This window comes from Planktotalea arctica (assembly GCF_002105285.1).
Lineage (GTDB): Bacteria > Pseudomonadota > Alphaproteobacteria > Rhodobacterales > Rhodobacteraceae > Planktotalea > Planktotalea arctica.
Genome location: NZ_MUHR01000021.1, coordinates 18,267 through 35,374, shown reverse-complemented (window position 1 = coordinate 35,374; position 17,108 = coordinate 18,267). Strand labels below are relative to the sequence as shown.

The following is a 17,108-nucleotide window of genomic DNA, read 5'->3' as shown; positions in this document are numbered from 1 at the left end:
CGGCTTCGTCCAAGAGCCCAATCGGACCGATGCTGCAAGGCGCACCAATGGCAGAATTCCGTAGAAAGCAGCTATTTATACTTTTTTAAGCGACTTACGGCAGTTGCTTGCCGACAGGTCGTGGAATTTCAATGGTGATCCTAATAATCGGGCCTGTGATGTCCTAATTCAGGCTTATCAATCAGCAGAGCCACTACTCAACTCTTCAATCATCCGGTCACGCATGACGAATTTCTGTGGCTTGCCAGTGATTGTCATCGGAAGTTCGTCGACGATGCGAATATGGCGGGGCACTTTGAAGTGAGCGATCTGACCTGCGCAGAACGTGCGTAGTGCTTCGGGTGAAACGTCGCCACCTTTTTGAGCCACAACCCAAGCGCAAACCTCTTCGCCTAATCGCGTATCGGGTACGCCAAAGACCTGGACTTCGCTCACATTGGGGTGGCTGAACAGGAATTCTTCGATCTCTAGCGGGTAGATGTTTTCGCCGCCACGGATGATCATGTCCTTCACTCGGCCCGTGATCGTACAAAATCCGCCAACGTCTAGCACCGCAAGATCGCCTGAATGCATCCAACCGTCGCGAATGGCGTCCGATGTGCGTGCGGCCTCTTCCCAGTAGCCCTTCATCACCGAATAACCGCGCGTACACAGCTCACCTTGGATGCCCACTGGCACGATTTGACCCGCCTCATCGACTATCTTGACCTCCAGATGCGGATGCACGCGCCCAACAGTTTCACAGCGCCGCTGGGTGGTGTCATCAACAAAGCTCTGGAACGATACGGGTGCGGTTTCGGTCATGCCATAGCAGATCGTGACCTCGTTCATGTGCATCTGGTCGTTGACCTGTTTCATCACGTCAACCGGGCAAGGTGCGCCCGCCATAACTCCTGTGCGCAAAGCGGACAGATTGCGCGGTGCGTCGGTCAGCTCCTGTAGCATCGCAACGAACATTGTTGGCACGCCGTAAAGGGCGCTGCAACGCTCAGTGGCGAGTGCGTGAAGCGTTTGCTTCGCATCAAACGTTTCACCCGGAAAGATCAGTGCGGCACCTTTACTTACACCGCCGAGAACGCCCATGACCATGCCGAAACAATGATAAAGCGGCACTGGAATGGCGAGGCGGTCGTTCTCTGTCAGCTTGATCCGATCAGTCACAAAACGCGCATTGTTGACGATGTTGTAGTGCGAAAGCGTTGCGCCTTTCGGCTGTCCGGTTGTGCCAGAGGTGAACTGAATGTTGATCGCGTCATCCGGTTGAAGCGTGCGGTCGATCTCGGGCAGGCGCAGCTGCTGAGCTGGCCCACCAAGCGTTGCCACCTCGGCAAAGGCCCAGACACCGCTACCCTCTGGCGCATCGTCCATCACGATCACATGGCGCAGGTTTGGCAATCTTACCGAGTGTAGCCGCCCGCGTTCAACCTGCGACAATTCTGGCGCTAAAGTGTGGATCATTTCAAGGTATTCAGAGGACTTGAAAGACCGCGCCAAAACTAAGGCTTTGCAACCCACTTTGTTCAGCGCGTATTCCAATTCAGACAAGCGATACGCAGGGTTGATGTTCACCAAGATCACGCCAATGCGTGCGGTGGCAAACTGGGTCAGAACCCACTCAAGCCGGTTTGGCGACCAGATGCCAAGGCGATCCCCTTTTTCCAACCCCAGTGCCAGAAAACCCGCTGCCAATGCATCTACGGCGCGATCAAGATCATAGTAGCTCAGCCGTGCCTCTGGAAAGATCAGCGCATCGCGTGGGCCATATCGCGACACGGCATCGCGCAAAAGCTGCGGGATCGTGGCGTAGGCAAGTTCAGGATGTTTCGCGCCTTGCACATATGATTTTCCATCACGCGGCGCGAGATTACTTTGCGCAGATACATCTTGTTCCAGCCCAAAATTCTGGATTCGGCTTGCAATACTCTCGTTCAGGATAGTCATCGTGAGGGCTCCTTACATATCGCGCCAATCACCTGATTGCTCAAAGGCGTGGGCTGCCTGATAAATTTTCATTTCGCCGTAGTGTGGCCCGACCAATTGTAATCCGATTGGCAGCCCTTCGCTAAAGCCGCAAGGGATGCTCATCGCGGGCAAGCCTCCGTTAAAGGGGGCCGTGTTCGGCACCATTTCAAAAGCGCGCTGCACGTACAGGCTCAGCGAGCAATCGGCAGGCGGATGTTCCTGGGGTTTGATTGGCAGCGTCGGCATCAGCAACAGGTCATATTGCTTGAGCGCGGCCAAATACCGTTCATTGCACCGGCGCATAATGTTTTGCGCTTTACCGTAAAAGCGCCCGCGATATTGTTGCTGGAAATGCTCCCCGACGAACATGCAGGCCTTTAACGAATGGCTCAGCTCGTCCGCGCGGCCTTTCCATTGTGACATGTGATCGGTCATTGAGGGTAGGAAGAGACCGCGATAATTGGTCCCTGTGGAATTGCCCCACATCATGCCATCTTGCAGCCCTTCAAGAGTGATTGCAGTCCATGCGTCCATCGCGGTGTGATGTTCGGGAACCGAGACATCCTCAACGCGCGCGCCGAGCTCGCGGAAACGCTCGATGGCCTGCATCACCTTTTGATCAACGTCCGCTTCTGAATTGGGGTGGCCAAAGCCCTCACTTAAAACGCCAATGCGCAGTCCATGCGCGCCGCGACCCAATGCCTCGGTGTAGCTATAGACCTTCGGTTTGTACTGGCGTGGATCAAGGCCGTCTTCGCCTGCCAATACTTCTAATAACAAAGCATTATCTGCGACACTGTTAGTGATAGGGCCAAGGTGGTCGATGGTTTGTTCAATCGGCATTGCGCCTGTATAGGGCACCAGTCCATGTGTAGGTTTCATCCCGTAACACCCGCAATTAGATGCCGGAATGCGGATAGAGCCGCCTTGATCGCCAGCAATTGCCATATCCACCTCGCCTGCGGCAACCAATGCAGCAGATCCAGCAGAGGAGCCGCCTGCCATATAGCCGCGTTTATATGGGTTATGGATTGGGCCTTTGGCATTGGTGTGCGAACCGCCAGAGAGGCAAAAGTTCTCGCAATGTGCTTTGCCTGCAATGACAGCGCCCGCGTCGAGCATTCGCGTGACGATAGTGGCGTCAATTTCTGGCGTGTAGCCTTCCATGATGGATGAACCGTTCATCAGGGGTACACCTGCAAGGCAGATTGTATCCTTTAGCGCAATTCGCTTACCGCGCAATTTACCATCTGGTGCGCCGCGCACTTCCGTCTTTACATACCATGCATTCAACGAGTTTTCGCTTGGATCAGGGAAACGGCCTGGGCTACGTGGATAGCGCACTTCGGGCAGGTTGTCGGGCATCGCGTCCAACCTGTCATAGGCCTGCATGTAAGGCTCGATGATCTCGGTGTACTCACTCAGATCTTCGTCCGACAGGCTCATCCCAAACCGTTCGGCCATGGTGCGCATTTGAGCAAGAGTTGGGCGTTTGATAGTCATTGCTGTCACCGTTGAGACTGAGGGTTGCGATCGGGTGGGCGCTGTAGCGCTCGGTTGCTGGGCAAAAGTTTCCGTGCGTTGTGGCGCAGCAGCTCGGGTCTTCACTCGCGCGGTTTTTTGACGTGTGCCGCGCGCGGCACCAAAGCCCAAAAATTGATCGACCTTAGATTGATCTGACAGCTCTTCGCGCGTCAGCTCGCCTGTGATCCGTCCACGCTCCAACACCAAAACGCGGTCAGACAGGTCAGCGATAAAGTCAAAGTTCTGCTCAACCAGCAAAATAGACAGCCCGCGAGTTTGGCGCAGCGTCAACAAGGTTTCGGACATTTCCTCGATGATGGAAGGTTGGATGCCCTCCGTGGGCTCATCAAGCAGTAGGAAGTCCGGATCGCCCATTAGGCATCGCGCCAGTGAGAGCAATTGTTGCTCGCCCCCCGACAAGGCCCCGCCCTCGCGGTCCAGCAAGCGAGAGAGGCGTGGGAAATCAGCGAGCACTGCTTCGATCACATCATGCTCAGAACCAGCGCCATGATCGTGCCAAGCAAAACGTAAGTTGTCGCGCACAGAAAGTTGCGGAAAGATGCCGCGCCCTTGCGGCACATAGCCCAGGCCCATTTGGCTGCGTTCATTGGGCGCAAGCCGCGTGATATCGTTTTGGTCATAGCGAACTTGACCCGAACTTGCAGGGAGAAAGCCCATCAGAGTTTTCAAAAGCGTCGTCTTGCCCATGCCGTTATGACCTAACACGCCGACAACTTCGTTCTCGGCGACATCAAGGTCAATGCCATGCAAGATCGGCACGCGGCCATATCCACCGGACAACCCTTTGGCGGATAGCAATATTTCGCGATCTTTAGACATCACGCTTTCTTTCCTAGATAAACGGCGCGCACTTGGGGATCCGACATGACTCGTTCGACATGGTCCTCCATCAACACAGCCCCTTGATGGAATACGGTCACGGTTTGCGCGATGGAGCGGATAAATTGCATGTCGTGCTCGACGATTACGACGGCTGCGAAGCGAGTGAGTTCATGGATGATCTCGGTCATGCGATCAACGTCCTGCGCGCTCATTCCAGCGGCGGGTTCATCGAGCAGCACGAGCCAAGGGTCGGCTACCGCTACAATCCCCAGTTCGACGCGCTGGCGTTCGCCGTGGGCCAACTGTCCCAGTTGCGTGCGTGCAATTGCGCCCAATGCCAATCGATCAATGATCGAATCCGCGCGCTCTCGGGCCTCAACAACGTTGTAAAAGCGCCGAGCCGCCAGCCAGATATTTTCATGTACACTGAGCGCGTCCATGACGTTCGGTGTCTGGGTTTTGATGCCTACGCCGAGCGAGGCAATCTGATGCGGTTGCCATCCTGTAACCTCTTGACCGCGCATATAGACGTGGCCTTCGGTTGGTGTCAGCAATCCCGTCACACATTTAAAGAAGGTCGATTTGCCCGCACCATTAGGTCCGATCAAACAGCGCAACTCGCGTGCTTTCAGCTTGAAATTGACATTATCGCTTGCCGTTACACCGCCAAACCGCATCGTCAGTCCGCTGGTTTCCAAAACCGTTTCAACCATGCCGCGCTCTCCTCATTCGGCGAGGTCTTGGCTTGCGCTTTGTGCGGCCAAAAATGCTGTTCAAAAGCGACGCAACTGCTGGCACCAGACCGCGCGGTAAGAACAAAACAAACAGCACAAGGATCAGACCCATGACTAGCGTATTGTCGATCATACTTTGCTGGCCCAGCATGAACTTGAGGTATGCCAAACCGGCTGCCCCAACTATCGGCCCAAACCTCGTGCCAAGACCGCCCACGATGCACCAAATAATGATCTCCGCTGATTGACCCAGCGAAAACAAGTTGGGAGTGACGATCTCGCCCCAATTGGCGAACAGCGCACCTGCAAGCCCCGCAATTGCAGCCCCAATCGCAAACAACACAGTTTTGCGTGCGGCGACGTCATAGCCCATCAGGCCCATGCGCACTTCGTTTTCTCGAATGCCAACGGCAATGCGTCCGAATGATGAGCGCAGCAGCCAAGTGACTAATAAAAACACGATCACCAGCGCAATCGCGCAGACATAGAAATAGGGATCACCCCAGATATAAGCGCCAGGATCACCCGGCACGTTGAGCGTCTGAAAGCCGGGGATGCCGTTGAAACCGCCCAAGCGCGCGTTGCCAATCACGTATTGCGGACCAGCGGTCGAGTTCACAAATTTGAACAAGATCAGCGTGACGACCAGCGTGATGACACCTAGATAAACATCCGTCAGACGCCCGTAAAACATCATCGCCCCGAGCAGTGCCGCGAATACCGCAGGCACCAGAACCGCGAGGATCATAGGCAGCGTGCTCTCGCCAATGTTGATGGCAGCGATGGCGTAGGTATAGGCACCCAAACCGAAGAAGGCTGCCTGACCAAAGCATAAGATCCCGCCAAAGCCCCAGATCAGCCCAAGGCTAAGGCCGAGCATGCCGTAGATCACGAGCACAGTCAGCGTATATGTGCTGATCATCAACGGTAGCAGCCAAATCAGCATAGCCGAAACCACCAGCGTGATCATCACATCTTGCGACGCGCTACGGCCCATCACAATTTGCCTTTGAAGAAGCGACCGGTGATCCCCTGCGGCATGGTGCGCAGCAGGACGACAGCGGCGATCAATAGCGCGACTTCACCGATGACCGGCGAGATTGCGAATGTGAAGAACTGGCTGACGAGGCCGAACGAGGTGGCAGAACTCACGAGACCCGCGATCAGCGAAGGTCCACCCGCGATCACGGTGATAAAGGCTTTGGCAATATAAGCCCCGCCAGAAGTGGGAACGAGGCCGACCAAAGGGGCCAAAACGGCACCTGCAAGTCCGGACAAGGCCGAGCCGCAGAAGAATGTCATCATGTAAATGCGATCCGGACTATAGCCGAGTGCAGCCGCCATATCAGAGCGTTGCATCGTGCCGCGTGCGATCAAGCCAGCGCGTGTGCCGCGCAATACAGCAAACATGGCAATGACCAGCACAATGGTCACGATGATGATGAAAAAGTTGTAGCCGTTGACCTGATAGCCACCGACCGCAAAGCCGGGGATCGGGGTCGAGATACCTGTCGTTGTATTGCCGAAAATCATCGTCGCCAGCCCGATAAAAACGAGGCTAAGACCCCAAGTGGCCAGCATCGTATCGACCAAGCGTCCATATAGATGGCGGATCACCAAGCGTTCGACGATCAATCCGATCAACCCAACGACAAGGGGCGCGATAACGAGCATGGCAACAAAGACATTCACACCTAGCCCGACAGCGGTGATTGTCGCATAGCCGCCCATCATCATGAATTCACCATGCGCAAGGTTGATGACTTTCATCATCCCGAACACCACGGCCAGTCCGGCACTGATCAACACCAGCGACGCGACGCCATAAAGCACTTCAACAAGAATAACGAAACTGAGGTCCATAGTGCCCAACGTCTGTAAGGAGAAGATCAGGGCGGCTCGCACCGCCCTGACAGGGAGAACCCAAAGAGATCAGATTTCGATCTCGTATTGGGTGTTGTCGCCGGGATTGGCTTGCAAATCGCACACGGCCTGAGTGTCAATTGGCGCGCGTTGAGGCAGGGTTTCGATCACGGTCATCCCTTGGCCTTCAAACTCCATTATGTGCACATCGACTGTAGCATGGTGGGTTTGCGGATCAATGGTGACTTTGCCTGCTGGACCCTCGATGGAAATGCCAGTCTCAAGCGCATCCACGACTGCGTCGCGCTCGACGCTGCCGGCTTTGCGCACACCTGCGGCCCAAAGCATGATGCCTTGATACGTAGACACGGCCAATTCATGGATCGCAGTTGTATCGCCATACTCAGCCTGCCATTTTGCTTTGAACGCGATGTTGGCGGGTGTTTCCAGCTCTTGGCTGTAGTTGTAGGCGACCATGATGCCGTTGCCTTCTTCAGGCGTCAGGACCTTATGCTCATTGCCTACGCCCATCGTCGTCGACGCGAGGGGGACCTTGTCTTTCATGCCCGCTGCCGACCATTGGCGGAAGAAGGACAGATGCGCACCGCCCACGAGTGGGGCAAACACCAGATCCGGCGCTGTTTGCTGGATCTTTGTGATAGTAGAGCCGAAATCAGCAACGTCGAGCGGGAAGAAATCAGTCGCAACAACCTCGCCGCCATTGTCTTCGACAAACTTCTGAATCCAGCGTGCGGTGATCTGGCCATAGTTATAATCAGCCGCAAGAATATGCACCTTGGGGCCAGATTTTTTCATCGCATAAGGCACCAGCACCTCGACTTGCTGCGCGGGGGTCACGCCCGTCACAAATATGTTGCGATCGCAGACGCCGCCTTCGTATTGAACGTTGTAGAAGTACAAGGTCTTGGTCTTGCGCATGGTCTGACGGATCGCTTCACGCGAGGCAGACAGGATGCCGCCGTGAACAACATCGACTTTGTCCTGACGGGTCAGTTGCTGCGCATATTGCGAATAAAGCGCCATGTCAGATTGGGTGTCGTAGGCGGCAACTTCGACCTGCTTGCCAAGCAAGCCGCCTGCATCATTAATCTCTTTCACAGCCAAGCGCATCGCTTGATCCATCGGTTTGCCATAGGCGTCAAAGATGCCGGATGTGTCGAGGATTGATCCCAACTGGATCGTATCCGCCGCCATTGATGCGCTGGGTAACATCGCTGCGGTGCTAAGCGCTGCTGCGCCGCCAAGTAGTTCTCGCCTGTTCAGAGACATAAAAAGTCCTCCGTTGATTGGTTTGAGGGGAAGAGCTGATCTTGCGATCACTCTTTGGGTTTTTCGGATTTAGAGGTGGGTTTAGGTTCGTCTTTGGCCTTAATGCGGTTGGCATAATCTGCCGTTCGCCCTGCGGTGGGGACGTCAAAATCCAAGCCGATCTCTTCGCCCATTTGCTTCATCGCAGGCAGGCGCACGGCCATTCCGAGTATCTGGTCCATCGCGGCCCCAAAGGCGCTGTCGACGCCGTCGCCGCCAGAAGAGCCAGAACCGCCGCCGGGTCCGCTGATCTGGTTGATGCGGATCGAGTCGATTTTCTCCACAGGCTTCATCATCTGGGTCATGATCTCGGGCATTTTGTCGAGCTTGCGTTCTTCTAGGCGCATGCGGATCACCGCATCGCTGAGCGTGTTCTCTGCTGAATTCAGGGCAACTCTGCCTGCCGCCTCGGCCTCCATCGCGGATTGCTCAGCATGTGCGCTGGCGGTGCGGACCGATGCGTCTGCCTGTGCTTTGGCAAGAAGCGTGTTGACGTCGCTTGTGACGCGTGCGCCTTCAAGTTCGATATCGCGATCTTGCTTGAGTTTGGCGATTTCCATTTCGCGCATCGTGACTGCGCGTTCCTTTTGCGCCTGCACGTTTTCGGCCGCTAGAATTACTTGCGCGCGGGCTTCTTCCTCTTCTGCTTGTGCTTTTGCCTCTTTGGTGCGCGATTGCGACAGCTTGATCCCGTTGGCAATTTTCGCTTCTTCCAGCTCCAGCAGCGCGCGCATCTCAACCTTGCGAAGTGCTTCATCGCTGGTGACTTTTGCAGCTTCTGTTTCTTGCTCTTGCTGGATGCGACTGGTCTCGGAGGCATGCCGCGCCTCTGAGTGTGCTTGCGACGCTCGGCTCTCTGCTTCGGCCTCCAGTTTGGTCAAGTGTTCTTGCTGGGCAATCTCTGTTTCACGCTCTGCGCGTTGCAGCTCCATCTGGCGCTGATGCTGGGCCAAACGATGTTCGCGAACGGCGGTTTCTGTGGACGTTTCAACAAGAATGCGGGCCTTGCGTTCTTCTGCGACCATCTCCGCCAAACGGCGCATGCCGCGTGCGTTGAAGGTGTTGTTTTCATCCCGCCCTGCGAAATCACTTTGATCAATGGAGACAAGCGCGGCTGTCACCAGCTCTAGTCCCAACCGCCCAGCGTGCTCAGAGGCAACGCGCGCGACCTCTTGGGTGAATTCAGCGCGCTCTAGGTGGATATTGTTCAAATCGCGCGATGCAGCAGCGGTCTGGATCGCGTTGGCCAAAGGACCTGCGAGCGCATCCTCAAATGCTTCGCCGCCACGCGCAATGCGATTGCCAAAGGCCTGTGCTGCGGTAGCGATATTGTCGGTATCTGAGGCGACGCGCAGCTCGAACTTCATAGTGATGTCGGCGCGCAGCGGATCGGATGTGAGCACCGCCTCGCGCCCTGTGCGTGACACGGTTACAGTGTTGGTCTGCATCGATACGCGCAGTGATTGATGCACGATCGGTAGCACCACACAGCCACCGTCCGTCATCACGCGCCGCCCGCCCATGCCGGTGCGCACAAGCGCGCTTTCCAACGATGCTTTTGCGTAAAATCGCTGAAGAAACCAGATGCCGATCAGCAGAGCGATTGCCAATATGACGAGAGCCAAGAGCCAGTACAAAATAAGTTCCCCCACCGCGTCCGGCACACAGGCCAGCGCATCAAATCAGTTGATGCTACGGTGTGAGATTTTATTTTCCATTTCAAGCATTTTATTTGAATAGGAAAATAATATCGGGATGTTTATTATATTACAGCACCTTAAAGTCGCAAAATTGTACACCATCCGCACGCGCTAGGTAGATGGACGGGCGCTCTCTCTTGCCATTTCGCTCAAAACTGCGACCACTTTCGTGAATCACAGGCAGACCGTCCTGCGTGGAACGTTCGCGCCAAATGTCGCCAAAGTCGCGCAAGAGCGCTGACAAGTAATGCAAGCCTTCATAAGTTGATTGTCCAAGCGCATTCAACGCGGGCCCGATTTCCCCATGCATCGCATAATAGCGCTCTTTGAAGCAGGCATTCGCATCGGTGGAAATGGACCCAAAGTACGAAGAGACAGAAAACAACCGCTCTAGATTCCCCTCACCGCAGGCCATCAAGCCATTTTCCTCAAGCGCACAGGACAGACGCAATATCGATTTATGCAGGCCACGACGACCGAACACGCGATTGAAATCGACGGCATCTTGCCCAACCAGTGACACAAGCACAGCGTCGGCGCCCGACGCTTCCAACCTATCGACCAGATCAGTCATGCTGGGCAGTCCGAATGGCACATAGCACTCCATCGCCAAATCCACATTCATCTGCCTCAGGCAGGTCTTGGCAAAACTGTGCGAGCTGCGCGGCCAGACGTAATCATTCCCGATCAGTGCCCATTTGCGGGGTCGAAACGCTTGCTGAAGCATCGCCATCGCAGGGCCGAGTTGTTCCTGAGGGGTCTCGCCAATCGCAAAGAGGCCCGGCGTCGTTTCGCCGCCTTCATAAAGCGGGGTGTAGATGTAGGGAATGCGTTGGCGCACCACTTTGGACAACCTTTGGCGCACCGCGCTCAGATGCATTCCGACAATCGCATCAATTGCGCCAAGCTCGATCAGTTCGTTGATGATTTCTTCAATGGGTTCACCGGCCTCAAGTGCGGCATCAATCATGATCAACTGAACCCGGCGACCTTGAATCCCGTTGGTGCGGTTCAACTCTGCGGCGGCGACTTGCGCGCTCGAAATGCAAGACGGCGCCCAAATGCCAGCAGGTCCACACATCGGAATTAGAAGCGCCACGTTGAAACTGCCTTGCGCGTGCAAATGGCCGCTCTCGCGCAAATCCGCGAGTTCGATTGGAAGAGCCAGCTCTGCTGTGAGGCGTCCCAGGGCCACATCCTTCTCAAGTTTGCACGGCGAATTGGCACATTGCAATTGAATTTGCTTTCCAAGTCAACTAATTTCACTTTGAACGATTTACCGAGGCTGAGAATGACGACCGAGCTTAACCCTCTTGGCAACCACCTATCCTACGCACTGGCCGCGGCGCATAGGTCGGTTACGCAAGCGCTGACTGTTCGCCTGAAAAAGCATGGCATTCAGATTGAGGCATGGCGGGTCATGGAATGCCTTGACGCAGGTACCAAACTTTCCATGGGAGAGTTAGCAAAGCAGGCGCTGCTCAATCCGCCCGCGTTGAGTAAGCTCGTAGACAGAATGGTGTCTGATGGATTGGTCCATCGGCAGATCGCAACCGCCGATCAACGCCAGATCAACCTGCTTTTGACCAACTTAGGACGGAGGCGGATGCTTCAAGTCCGACAAGATGTCGAAGACGAAGATCGTGCATTGGCGGAGCAATTTGATACCAAGGACGGTGCGCTACTGATCCAACTTTTGTCCCAACTCAGTTGATTGCGCTTAATACGTTTCCATCAACTTAGTTTTTGTTACTGACGACCATCTCGCTAGTGCAACAAACTTACTCGTTTCGCCCAAGACGTATTTTTACAGCGATCGCAAAGGGCGCAATGCAGTCATTGGCTCACCCGCAGCGAATGCTCGGTTTGTCCGCACTTCGGCCATAAACAATAGTCCGAGTGAACGTCCACTTCATTTAGTCTGTGTCCAGTCTTGCGTCTTTTTGAATGTTGAACAGTGTGTTAGAATCAAACTCTTAAGATTACCGTGTTCAACACAGCGTTTCCGCCCTACCCTCAAAAAGACATCAAAAACACACTCGCGCACACACTTAAAATATTACCACTTAAGTCATTGATTATAAGTCAATAATTTACACCGTTTCCATTGAAAATCCTCGTGTCGGTGGTTCGATTCCGCCCCTGGGCACCATTTTTACCAACAATATCAATGACTTATCTGAGCGCATTGCGCGCTAAAGTTGTGTGATTCAAAAACACACCTTAAACACACTTTTTGCCGTGTTGCTGACTATTTTGACTGTGGATTCGCTGTGTTGGACACTGTGTTGGCTGTTGCTCGCACAATCAGTCTATGTTGGCATTTACCGCTTGTTGTGTGAACGTGTTGTAGGCAACCAGTCCACCAGAGCTGACGCTATTTGACGTAATAGCCTGAATGACCACCTGATGTGTCACCATCAGTGTGAACGTGTTTTCCGAAAGCCCGTCTAATTTACGTCTAAGAATAGCAAGTGTTTCGTCTTTTGGCGCATGTGATTGGAAGAATGAGTTCAGTCCAGAAAAAGTTTGGAAATCGCCAAGGTCCAGAAGGCGTGCAGTTTCCTTGCATCGGCACCATTCGCTGGAAAGCACTTCATCAAATGCAAAGCCTGCCTGCTTAAGCGCCGCCCCTATACGCCTAGCTTGATCCCTACCCTGATCACTCAGATTGCGCTGTGTCGCACACTCTTTAACAGTGAAGCTTTCTGGATCCCCAAAGCCGGGCGCGAGCGCATGACGCATAAACAGCACATTTGCATTGATAGCTTTAACAGCATCATCAAGCGTCTGTGTTTCTGCACTCACATAGGATGCGTTAACCATGAACAGCCATAGTAATGCAGCGAATACTTTACGGCACATATGAGCCCCCCTTGCGTCAGTGAGGCTTATGTAGCGTGCATGTTGTGATTTTCAAAACGCCTTCAAACACACACTTTGGTAGACTTGTCCGTGCGTTGAGCCATAATGTTGTGACAAGGAGCAAGACATGCGGCAGCTGCGGGATGATACACATCTGATACTGGACGGCGAAGTGCGTGTGTATCAGCGTGAGCGCAGCAAGCGCTGGCAGGCAGCCTTTGTGATTGATGGGCACACCATCCGCATCAGCACTGGCAAGCGCGATTTGGCAGAGGCCAAGGAGTATGCCCGCGATACTTATTTGGAATACAAGTTCCGCCACAAGAACGACCTGCCTGTTGTCACCAAAAAGTTCTCTGATGTTGCTAAGCTGGCTATTGCCGATATGCGCAAGCAGCTGGACGCAGGTTTGGGACGCAAGGTGTTCGCAGATTACATCGTTTGTATTGAGCGTTATCTGATCCCGTTCTTTGGGGCGCAGTATGTGACCACCATCGACTATGAGAAAGTGCAGCAGTTCTACGACTGGCGGCGGGCTAAGATGGGCCGTGAGCCAAAGGCCTCTACGCTCAACACGCATAACTCAGCCATGAACCGTGTGTTTGAAGAAGCTGTGGCTCGAGGGTTTCTGGCGCACAAGAATGTACCGCTGTTGGTGAACAAGGGCGAAAAGAGCGAACGCCGCCCTGACTTCACGCGAGAAGAATACGCGACAATGATCCGCAAGATGCCAAGCTGGATCAACTCAGGCAAAGCAGGCAAGCCCACAGAGATGCGCCATTTGATGCGAGACTATGTGCTGATCATGGCCAATACGGGCATGAGGCACGGCACAGAGGCGCTGAACCTACGGTGGAAGCATGTGACGCTGTTTGAGGAAAAGGATCTGCAGTATTTGGAGATGAGCGTGTCAGGCAAAACTGGGCGCAGGGATATCATCTGCCGCAGTGGAACGATCAATTACCTGAAACGCATCCATGAGCGCAGTGAGGACATACGGAACATCCCATTCGCGGATTTACTTAAGCAGCGTGTTGATCTGCCGGTGTTTAGATTACCCGATGGCACCGTATCTAAGAACATCCACCAAACCTTCCGCAAGTTCCTAAACGATACAGGGCTAATCACATGCCCACGTACAGGGCAGAACAGAACTCTGTATAGCCTGCGTCACACTTACGCGACCTTTGCCCTACTAAACGATGGTATGGATATACACGCACTAGCCATACAAATGGGCACATCAATTGGCATGATTGAGCGCCATTACAGCCATCTTACGCCGCGCCTCAAAAAGGATATGCTCACGGGCAAGCGGTATGAGTTGTCGCGAGATGAGTTTGATGTGGACAATGAAGCTAACGAGTAGATACGATCTACATCTTGGGCGGAGACTGGACGTTCGCTGCGAGCGCGATGTGTGTATGCGTCAAGTGTGAGAGCTGACATTCACATTGCCGAGGAACTCAGTTTCTTTCTGCACCGCCAGAAGGCGGCTTGGAGCCCAATTCGACCGATGCTGCAAGGCGCACGAATGTCTGCTATGCGCCTTGCGATCAGTTTCGAGCTTGTGCATCTATTTCAGCAATGTTTCCGAAGCCAGTCGGCCAAAAGCATTTGCGGCCTTGGGGCTCGTGCCCGTAATCAGACGACGATCAACATGGCATAACGCATCGGCTTTCGTGTTGGTGATCTGTGCGCCCAGAACAGTCAACTTCTCAGACACCCACCACGGCATCGGGCCTGGCAAGTAGCCGATCATGGGGGTTTGTTTGTCGACCGAATCCGGGAGCACAGTCATCTTGTATCCGTCATACAAGAACCCTTTTTCAGTCTTCGCGGCCAATAACGCGGCAGGGCCGTGACAAAGAGCCAATGTGAATATGGGAGAACAACTTCCAGTTTTTGGGCGGTTGCCCTAAGGTTGACGCGATGCAATCAACGTGGCGCTTATTGGTTCAAGGATGAACGTGCCCACATGCGCAAGCGAAGCGAATGTCTCCTTAGTTCTGCGCGGGAGCACATTCATCAGCGCAACGAACCTGTTGTGTTTGCTTCCGTCTAGAGCGTCAACATTCGAGATATCGATCACTCGGATGCCATTGGCCGCCGCGAGGGCTTGAACCCTAGGATCGTTTGCGTCCCGTGTGCCAACTCTGCCGCGCGATCCAGCCAGCCGCTCCGAGAGCCTGAGCGCCCGGTCATCTGGTGAGACGAGCAGGGTCATCGGCGGGTTCAGTGCGCCGATTGTTTGGACCTGACGTCGAAATACATCAATGTCGATATCCGGGGCAGCCAGCACTACATTCTCCAAACGGTCGATCACTCTGTCCTGACCACTGAGCCTGAGCTGACGCAAAGCCTCGACGACAAGATAGCCACCCATGCTGTGCCCGAACAGGGTGATGTTTCCAATGTCCGGGTCGGTCGAGGCGATCTTCAATACGTGAACCAGGTCGTCCCGCGAGTAGGCCACGGCATCTTTGTCTGCAACATAGCCCGTCACAGATGCGGCAGACGGCCAGGCAAAAAGGATCGGTACTTCCTCCAAGTTTCCGTCGGCAGCAACCTGCGCAAGCCTGAACAGCGACTCCGCGAAGGTGTAATTGTAGCCATGAACAAAGATCAGGATATCGCGCTTGCCAGCGGAGGGGGCACTCGGACTCGAACGGGGCGGATTGTGAACCAACGCAAGATCTGGCAAAATCGTGCGATCTATCACAGCAAAACTGGTCTGCGGATCCGGCTTTGAATTTGGCCATTCGATCTGTGTGACCTTGTGAGTTGGTGGGATGGAGATCGTGAACGCTTCAAAGTTGAGCGCGGGTGCGCGAACATCGGTGTAGTTGCCAGTGCTGGCATCCCGTGCGCGTGTTGTGGCAACTGTGATGGCTACTTGTCGGGTTGCTAGCTCGCCTTGCGGAGCCAGAGACAGCGCCTCCGGCCCGGGCCGTGGTGCACACCCAGCTACCGCAACGAACAGTGAAAGGATAATCACTGGAGCTGTTGTGTTCAGATTGATGCGTTGGAGGAAGGTCACTCTCGGCCTTCCTTTTGCTGAGAAATATCGTACCAATCTGTCAAAATCGACGCTCCTCGCGGTTGGATGTGATACTGTAGAGTGGTCGGGCCGTCTAAATGCAGTCCACATTGCAACGAGGTTCATCCCGACAAGCTCATCGAGCGGCGAAACAACAACAGACTCGCCACGAAGAAAGCTAATCCAAGCCCCGCCATCAGCGACAATTCGAGCCAGACTGCACTGGCTCCGGCTCCGCGAAACACCACCGCTTTGGCGAAAGCCAGGAAATGGCGCGACGGCAGAACTGTCGTCAAGCGCTGCACGATGTCAGGTTGGCTCTCAATAGCCCCCATGCCGCCCGACAGCATGATGATAGGGATGATGACCATAATCACCAACAGTGCAAATTGCGCCATGCTGCGCGCCATCGTGCCCAGGAACATGCCGATTGCCGCCGCTGCCGCGAGATAGACCGCTGTTCCGACCAAAAGCAGCGGCACCGAACCCGTCACTGGAACCTGCAACAGTTCTTGAACGACAAACGTCAGTGATAGTGTGAATGCCGCCAGAACAACGACGACATTGGCCACCACCTTTGAGAGCGCGATCTCAAAGGGCGTAAGGGGCATTACCATCAGATGCTCTATGGTGCCTTGTTCACGCTCGCGCAGCATCGCTGCACCGGTCAGCGCGATGGTTAGCAACGAAAGCTGATTGAGTAGGGATGACATTGCTTTGAACCAAACCGGATTGCCGTTCGGGTTGAAGGCGCGGCGCAGTTCCAGCTGTATGGCGGGTTCGGGTGCATCAGGACTGCCAGACAGAAATGCGCGGGTTTCAGAGATCATGATATTGACGATGTAGTCGGTGCCGAGTTGCGCCTGACTGACCGCTGTCGCGTCTACGTCAAGCTGGGCTGCAGGCGCAAGACCCGCAATCACGTCGGCCTCGAACCCCGGTGGGAAGCTGAGCACGAACATGATCCGCCCGGCATCCATTTCCGTGGCCATCTGATCGGGCGCGATCCTCACTGGCGGCTGGAACCATGGTGGTCCGAGTGCGTCGGTCAGTTGCCGTGTCAGTGCGGAATTGTCCTCGTCAAGAATGGCGATTGCGGCGTTATAGACCGTGTCGCCAGCGCCACTTGCCTCAAGTATGACGGCAACGACGAAGGACCATAGGATCAGGATCACCATCACCGGATCACCCAGCACGCTTTTCAGCTCTTTTCCGGCAAGCCAAAAGATATTTGTCAGCTGGCGCATG

Annotated in this window: 14 protein-coding genes; 2 read left to right on the top strand and 12 right to left on the bottom strand. The window is 54.5% G+C overall.

What is annotated here, in order from left to right:
* Positions 1–177 precede the first annotated feature (177 nt).
* From B9P63_RS16640 to B9P63_RS16605, 8 genes are all read right to left on the bottom strand, one after another.
* A complete protein-coding gene (locus tag B9P63_RS16640; RefSeq protein WP_085310887.1) occupies positions 178–1,941 on the bottom strand; it encodes an AMP-binding protein in 1,764 nt (587 codons plus the stop codon).
* 12 nt (positions 1,942–1,953) lie between these two features.
* Positions 1,954–4,326, bottom strand: a complete 2,373-nt coding sequence (locus B9P63_RS16635; protein WP_085310885.1) for an amidase — start codon at positions 4,324–4,326, stop codon at positions 1,954–1,956.
* Positions 4,326–5,042: an ABC transporter ATP-binding protein gene (locus B9P63_RS16630; protein WP_085310883.1), complete on the bottom strand. Its 717-nt coding sequence runs from the start codon at positions 5,040–5,042 to the stop codon at positions 4,326–4,328. Before B9P63_RS16630 ends, B9P63_RS16635 begins: the two co-directional genes overlap by 1 nt.
* Positions 5,035–6,060: a branched-chain amino acid ABC transporter permease gene (locus B9P63_RS16625; protein ID WP_085310881.1), complete on the bottom strand. Its 1,026-nt coding sequence runs from the start codon at positions 6,058–6,060 to the stop codon at positions 5,035–5,037. Before B9P63_RS16625 ends, B9P63_RS16630 begins: the two co-directional genes overlap by 8 nt.
* Positions 6,060–6,926: an ABC transporter permease subunit gene (locus tag B9P63_RS16620; RefSeq protein WP_085310879.1), complete on the bottom strand. Its 867-nt coding sequence runs from the start codon at positions 6,924–6,926 to the stop codon at positions 6,060–6,062. The genes B9P63_RS16625 and B9P63_RS16620 overlap by 1 nt, the downstream gene beginning before the upstream one ends.
* A 69-nt stretch (positions 6,927–6,995) precedes the next feature.
* Positions 6,996–8,216 (bottom strand): urea ABC transporter substrate-binding protein, encoded by a 1,221-nt coding sequence (locus B9P63_RS16615; RefSeq protein WP_085310877.1) that lies wholly within the window; start codon positions 8,214–8,216, stop codon positions 6,996–6,998.
* A gap of 47 nt (positions 8,217–8,263) precedes the next feature.
* Positions 8,264–9,892: a flotillin family protein gene (locus B9P63_RS16610; RefSeq protein ID WP_085310892.1), complete on the bottom strand. Its 1,629-nt coding sequence runs from the start codon at positions 9,890–9,892 to the stop codon at positions 8,264–8,266.
* Positions 9,893–10,022: 130 nt separating this feature from the next.
* Positions 10,023–11,150 carry a substrate-binding domain-containing protein gene (locus B9P63_RS16605; protein WP_085310890.1) on the bottom strand — a complete coding sequence of 376 codons (1,128 nt, stop codon included), beginning with the start codon at positions 11,148–11,150 and terminating at the stop codon, positions 10,023–10,025.
* 96 nt (positions 11,151–11,246) lie between these two features.
* Here B9P63_RS16605 and B9P63_RS16600 point away from each other — a divergent pair, with 96 nt between their 5' ends.
* On the top strand, positions 11,247–11,669 hold the full coding sequence (locus B9P63_RS16600; protein ID WP_085310875.1) for a MarR family winged helix-turn-helix transcriptional regulator: 423 nt from the start codon (positions 11,247–11,249) through the stop codon (positions 11,667–11,669).
* A gap of 593 nt (positions 11,670–12,262) precedes the next feature.
* Here B9P63_RS16600 and B9P63_RS16595 read toward each other — a convergent pair.
* Positions 12,263–12,820, bottom strand: a complete 558-nt coding sequence (locus B9P63_RS16595; RefSeq protein ID WP_085310873.1) for a histidine phosphatase family protein — start codon at positions 12,818–12,820, stop codon at positions 12,263–12,265.
* Positions 12,821–12,947: 127 nt separating this feature from the next.
* Between B9P63_RS16595 and B9P63_RS16590 the strand changes: the two genes are divergently transcribed.
* Positions 12,948–14,189 (top strand): tyrosine-type recombinase/integrase, encoded by a 1,242-nt coding sequence (locus B9P63_RS16590; RefSeq protein ID WP_085310871.1) that lies wholly within the window; start codon positions 12,948–12,950, stop codon positions 14,187–14,189.
* Between the two features lie 207 nt (positions 14,190–14,396).
* On the opposite strand, the gene B9P63_RS16585 is transcribed toward B9P63_RS16590, so the two are convergent.
* The 3 genes from B9P63_RS16585 to B9P63_RS16575 all read right to left on the bottom strand — a co-directional run bounded on the left by B9P63_RS16585 (position 14,397) and on the right by B9P63_RS16575 (position 17,107).
* Positions 14,397–14,621, bottom strand: a complete 225-nt coding sequence (locus B9P63_RS16585) for a type 1 glutamine amidotransferase family protein (RefSeq protein WP_245830727.1) — start codon at positions 14,619–14,621, stop codon at positions 14,397–14,399.
* 117 nt (positions 14,622–14,738) lie between these two features.
* Entirely contained in the window at positions 14,739–15,860 is a 1,122-nt protein-coding gene (locus B9P63_RS16580; protein WP_176219186.1) for an alpha/beta hydrolase, read from the bottom strand.
* A gap of 122 nt (positions 15,861–15,982) precedes the next feature.
* A complete protein-coding gene (locus B9P63_RS16575) occupies positions 15,983–17,107 on the bottom strand; it encodes an ABC transporter permease (RefSeq protein ID WP_085310869.1) in 1,125 nt (374 codons plus the stop codon).
* Position 17,108 lies beyond the last annotated feature (1 nt).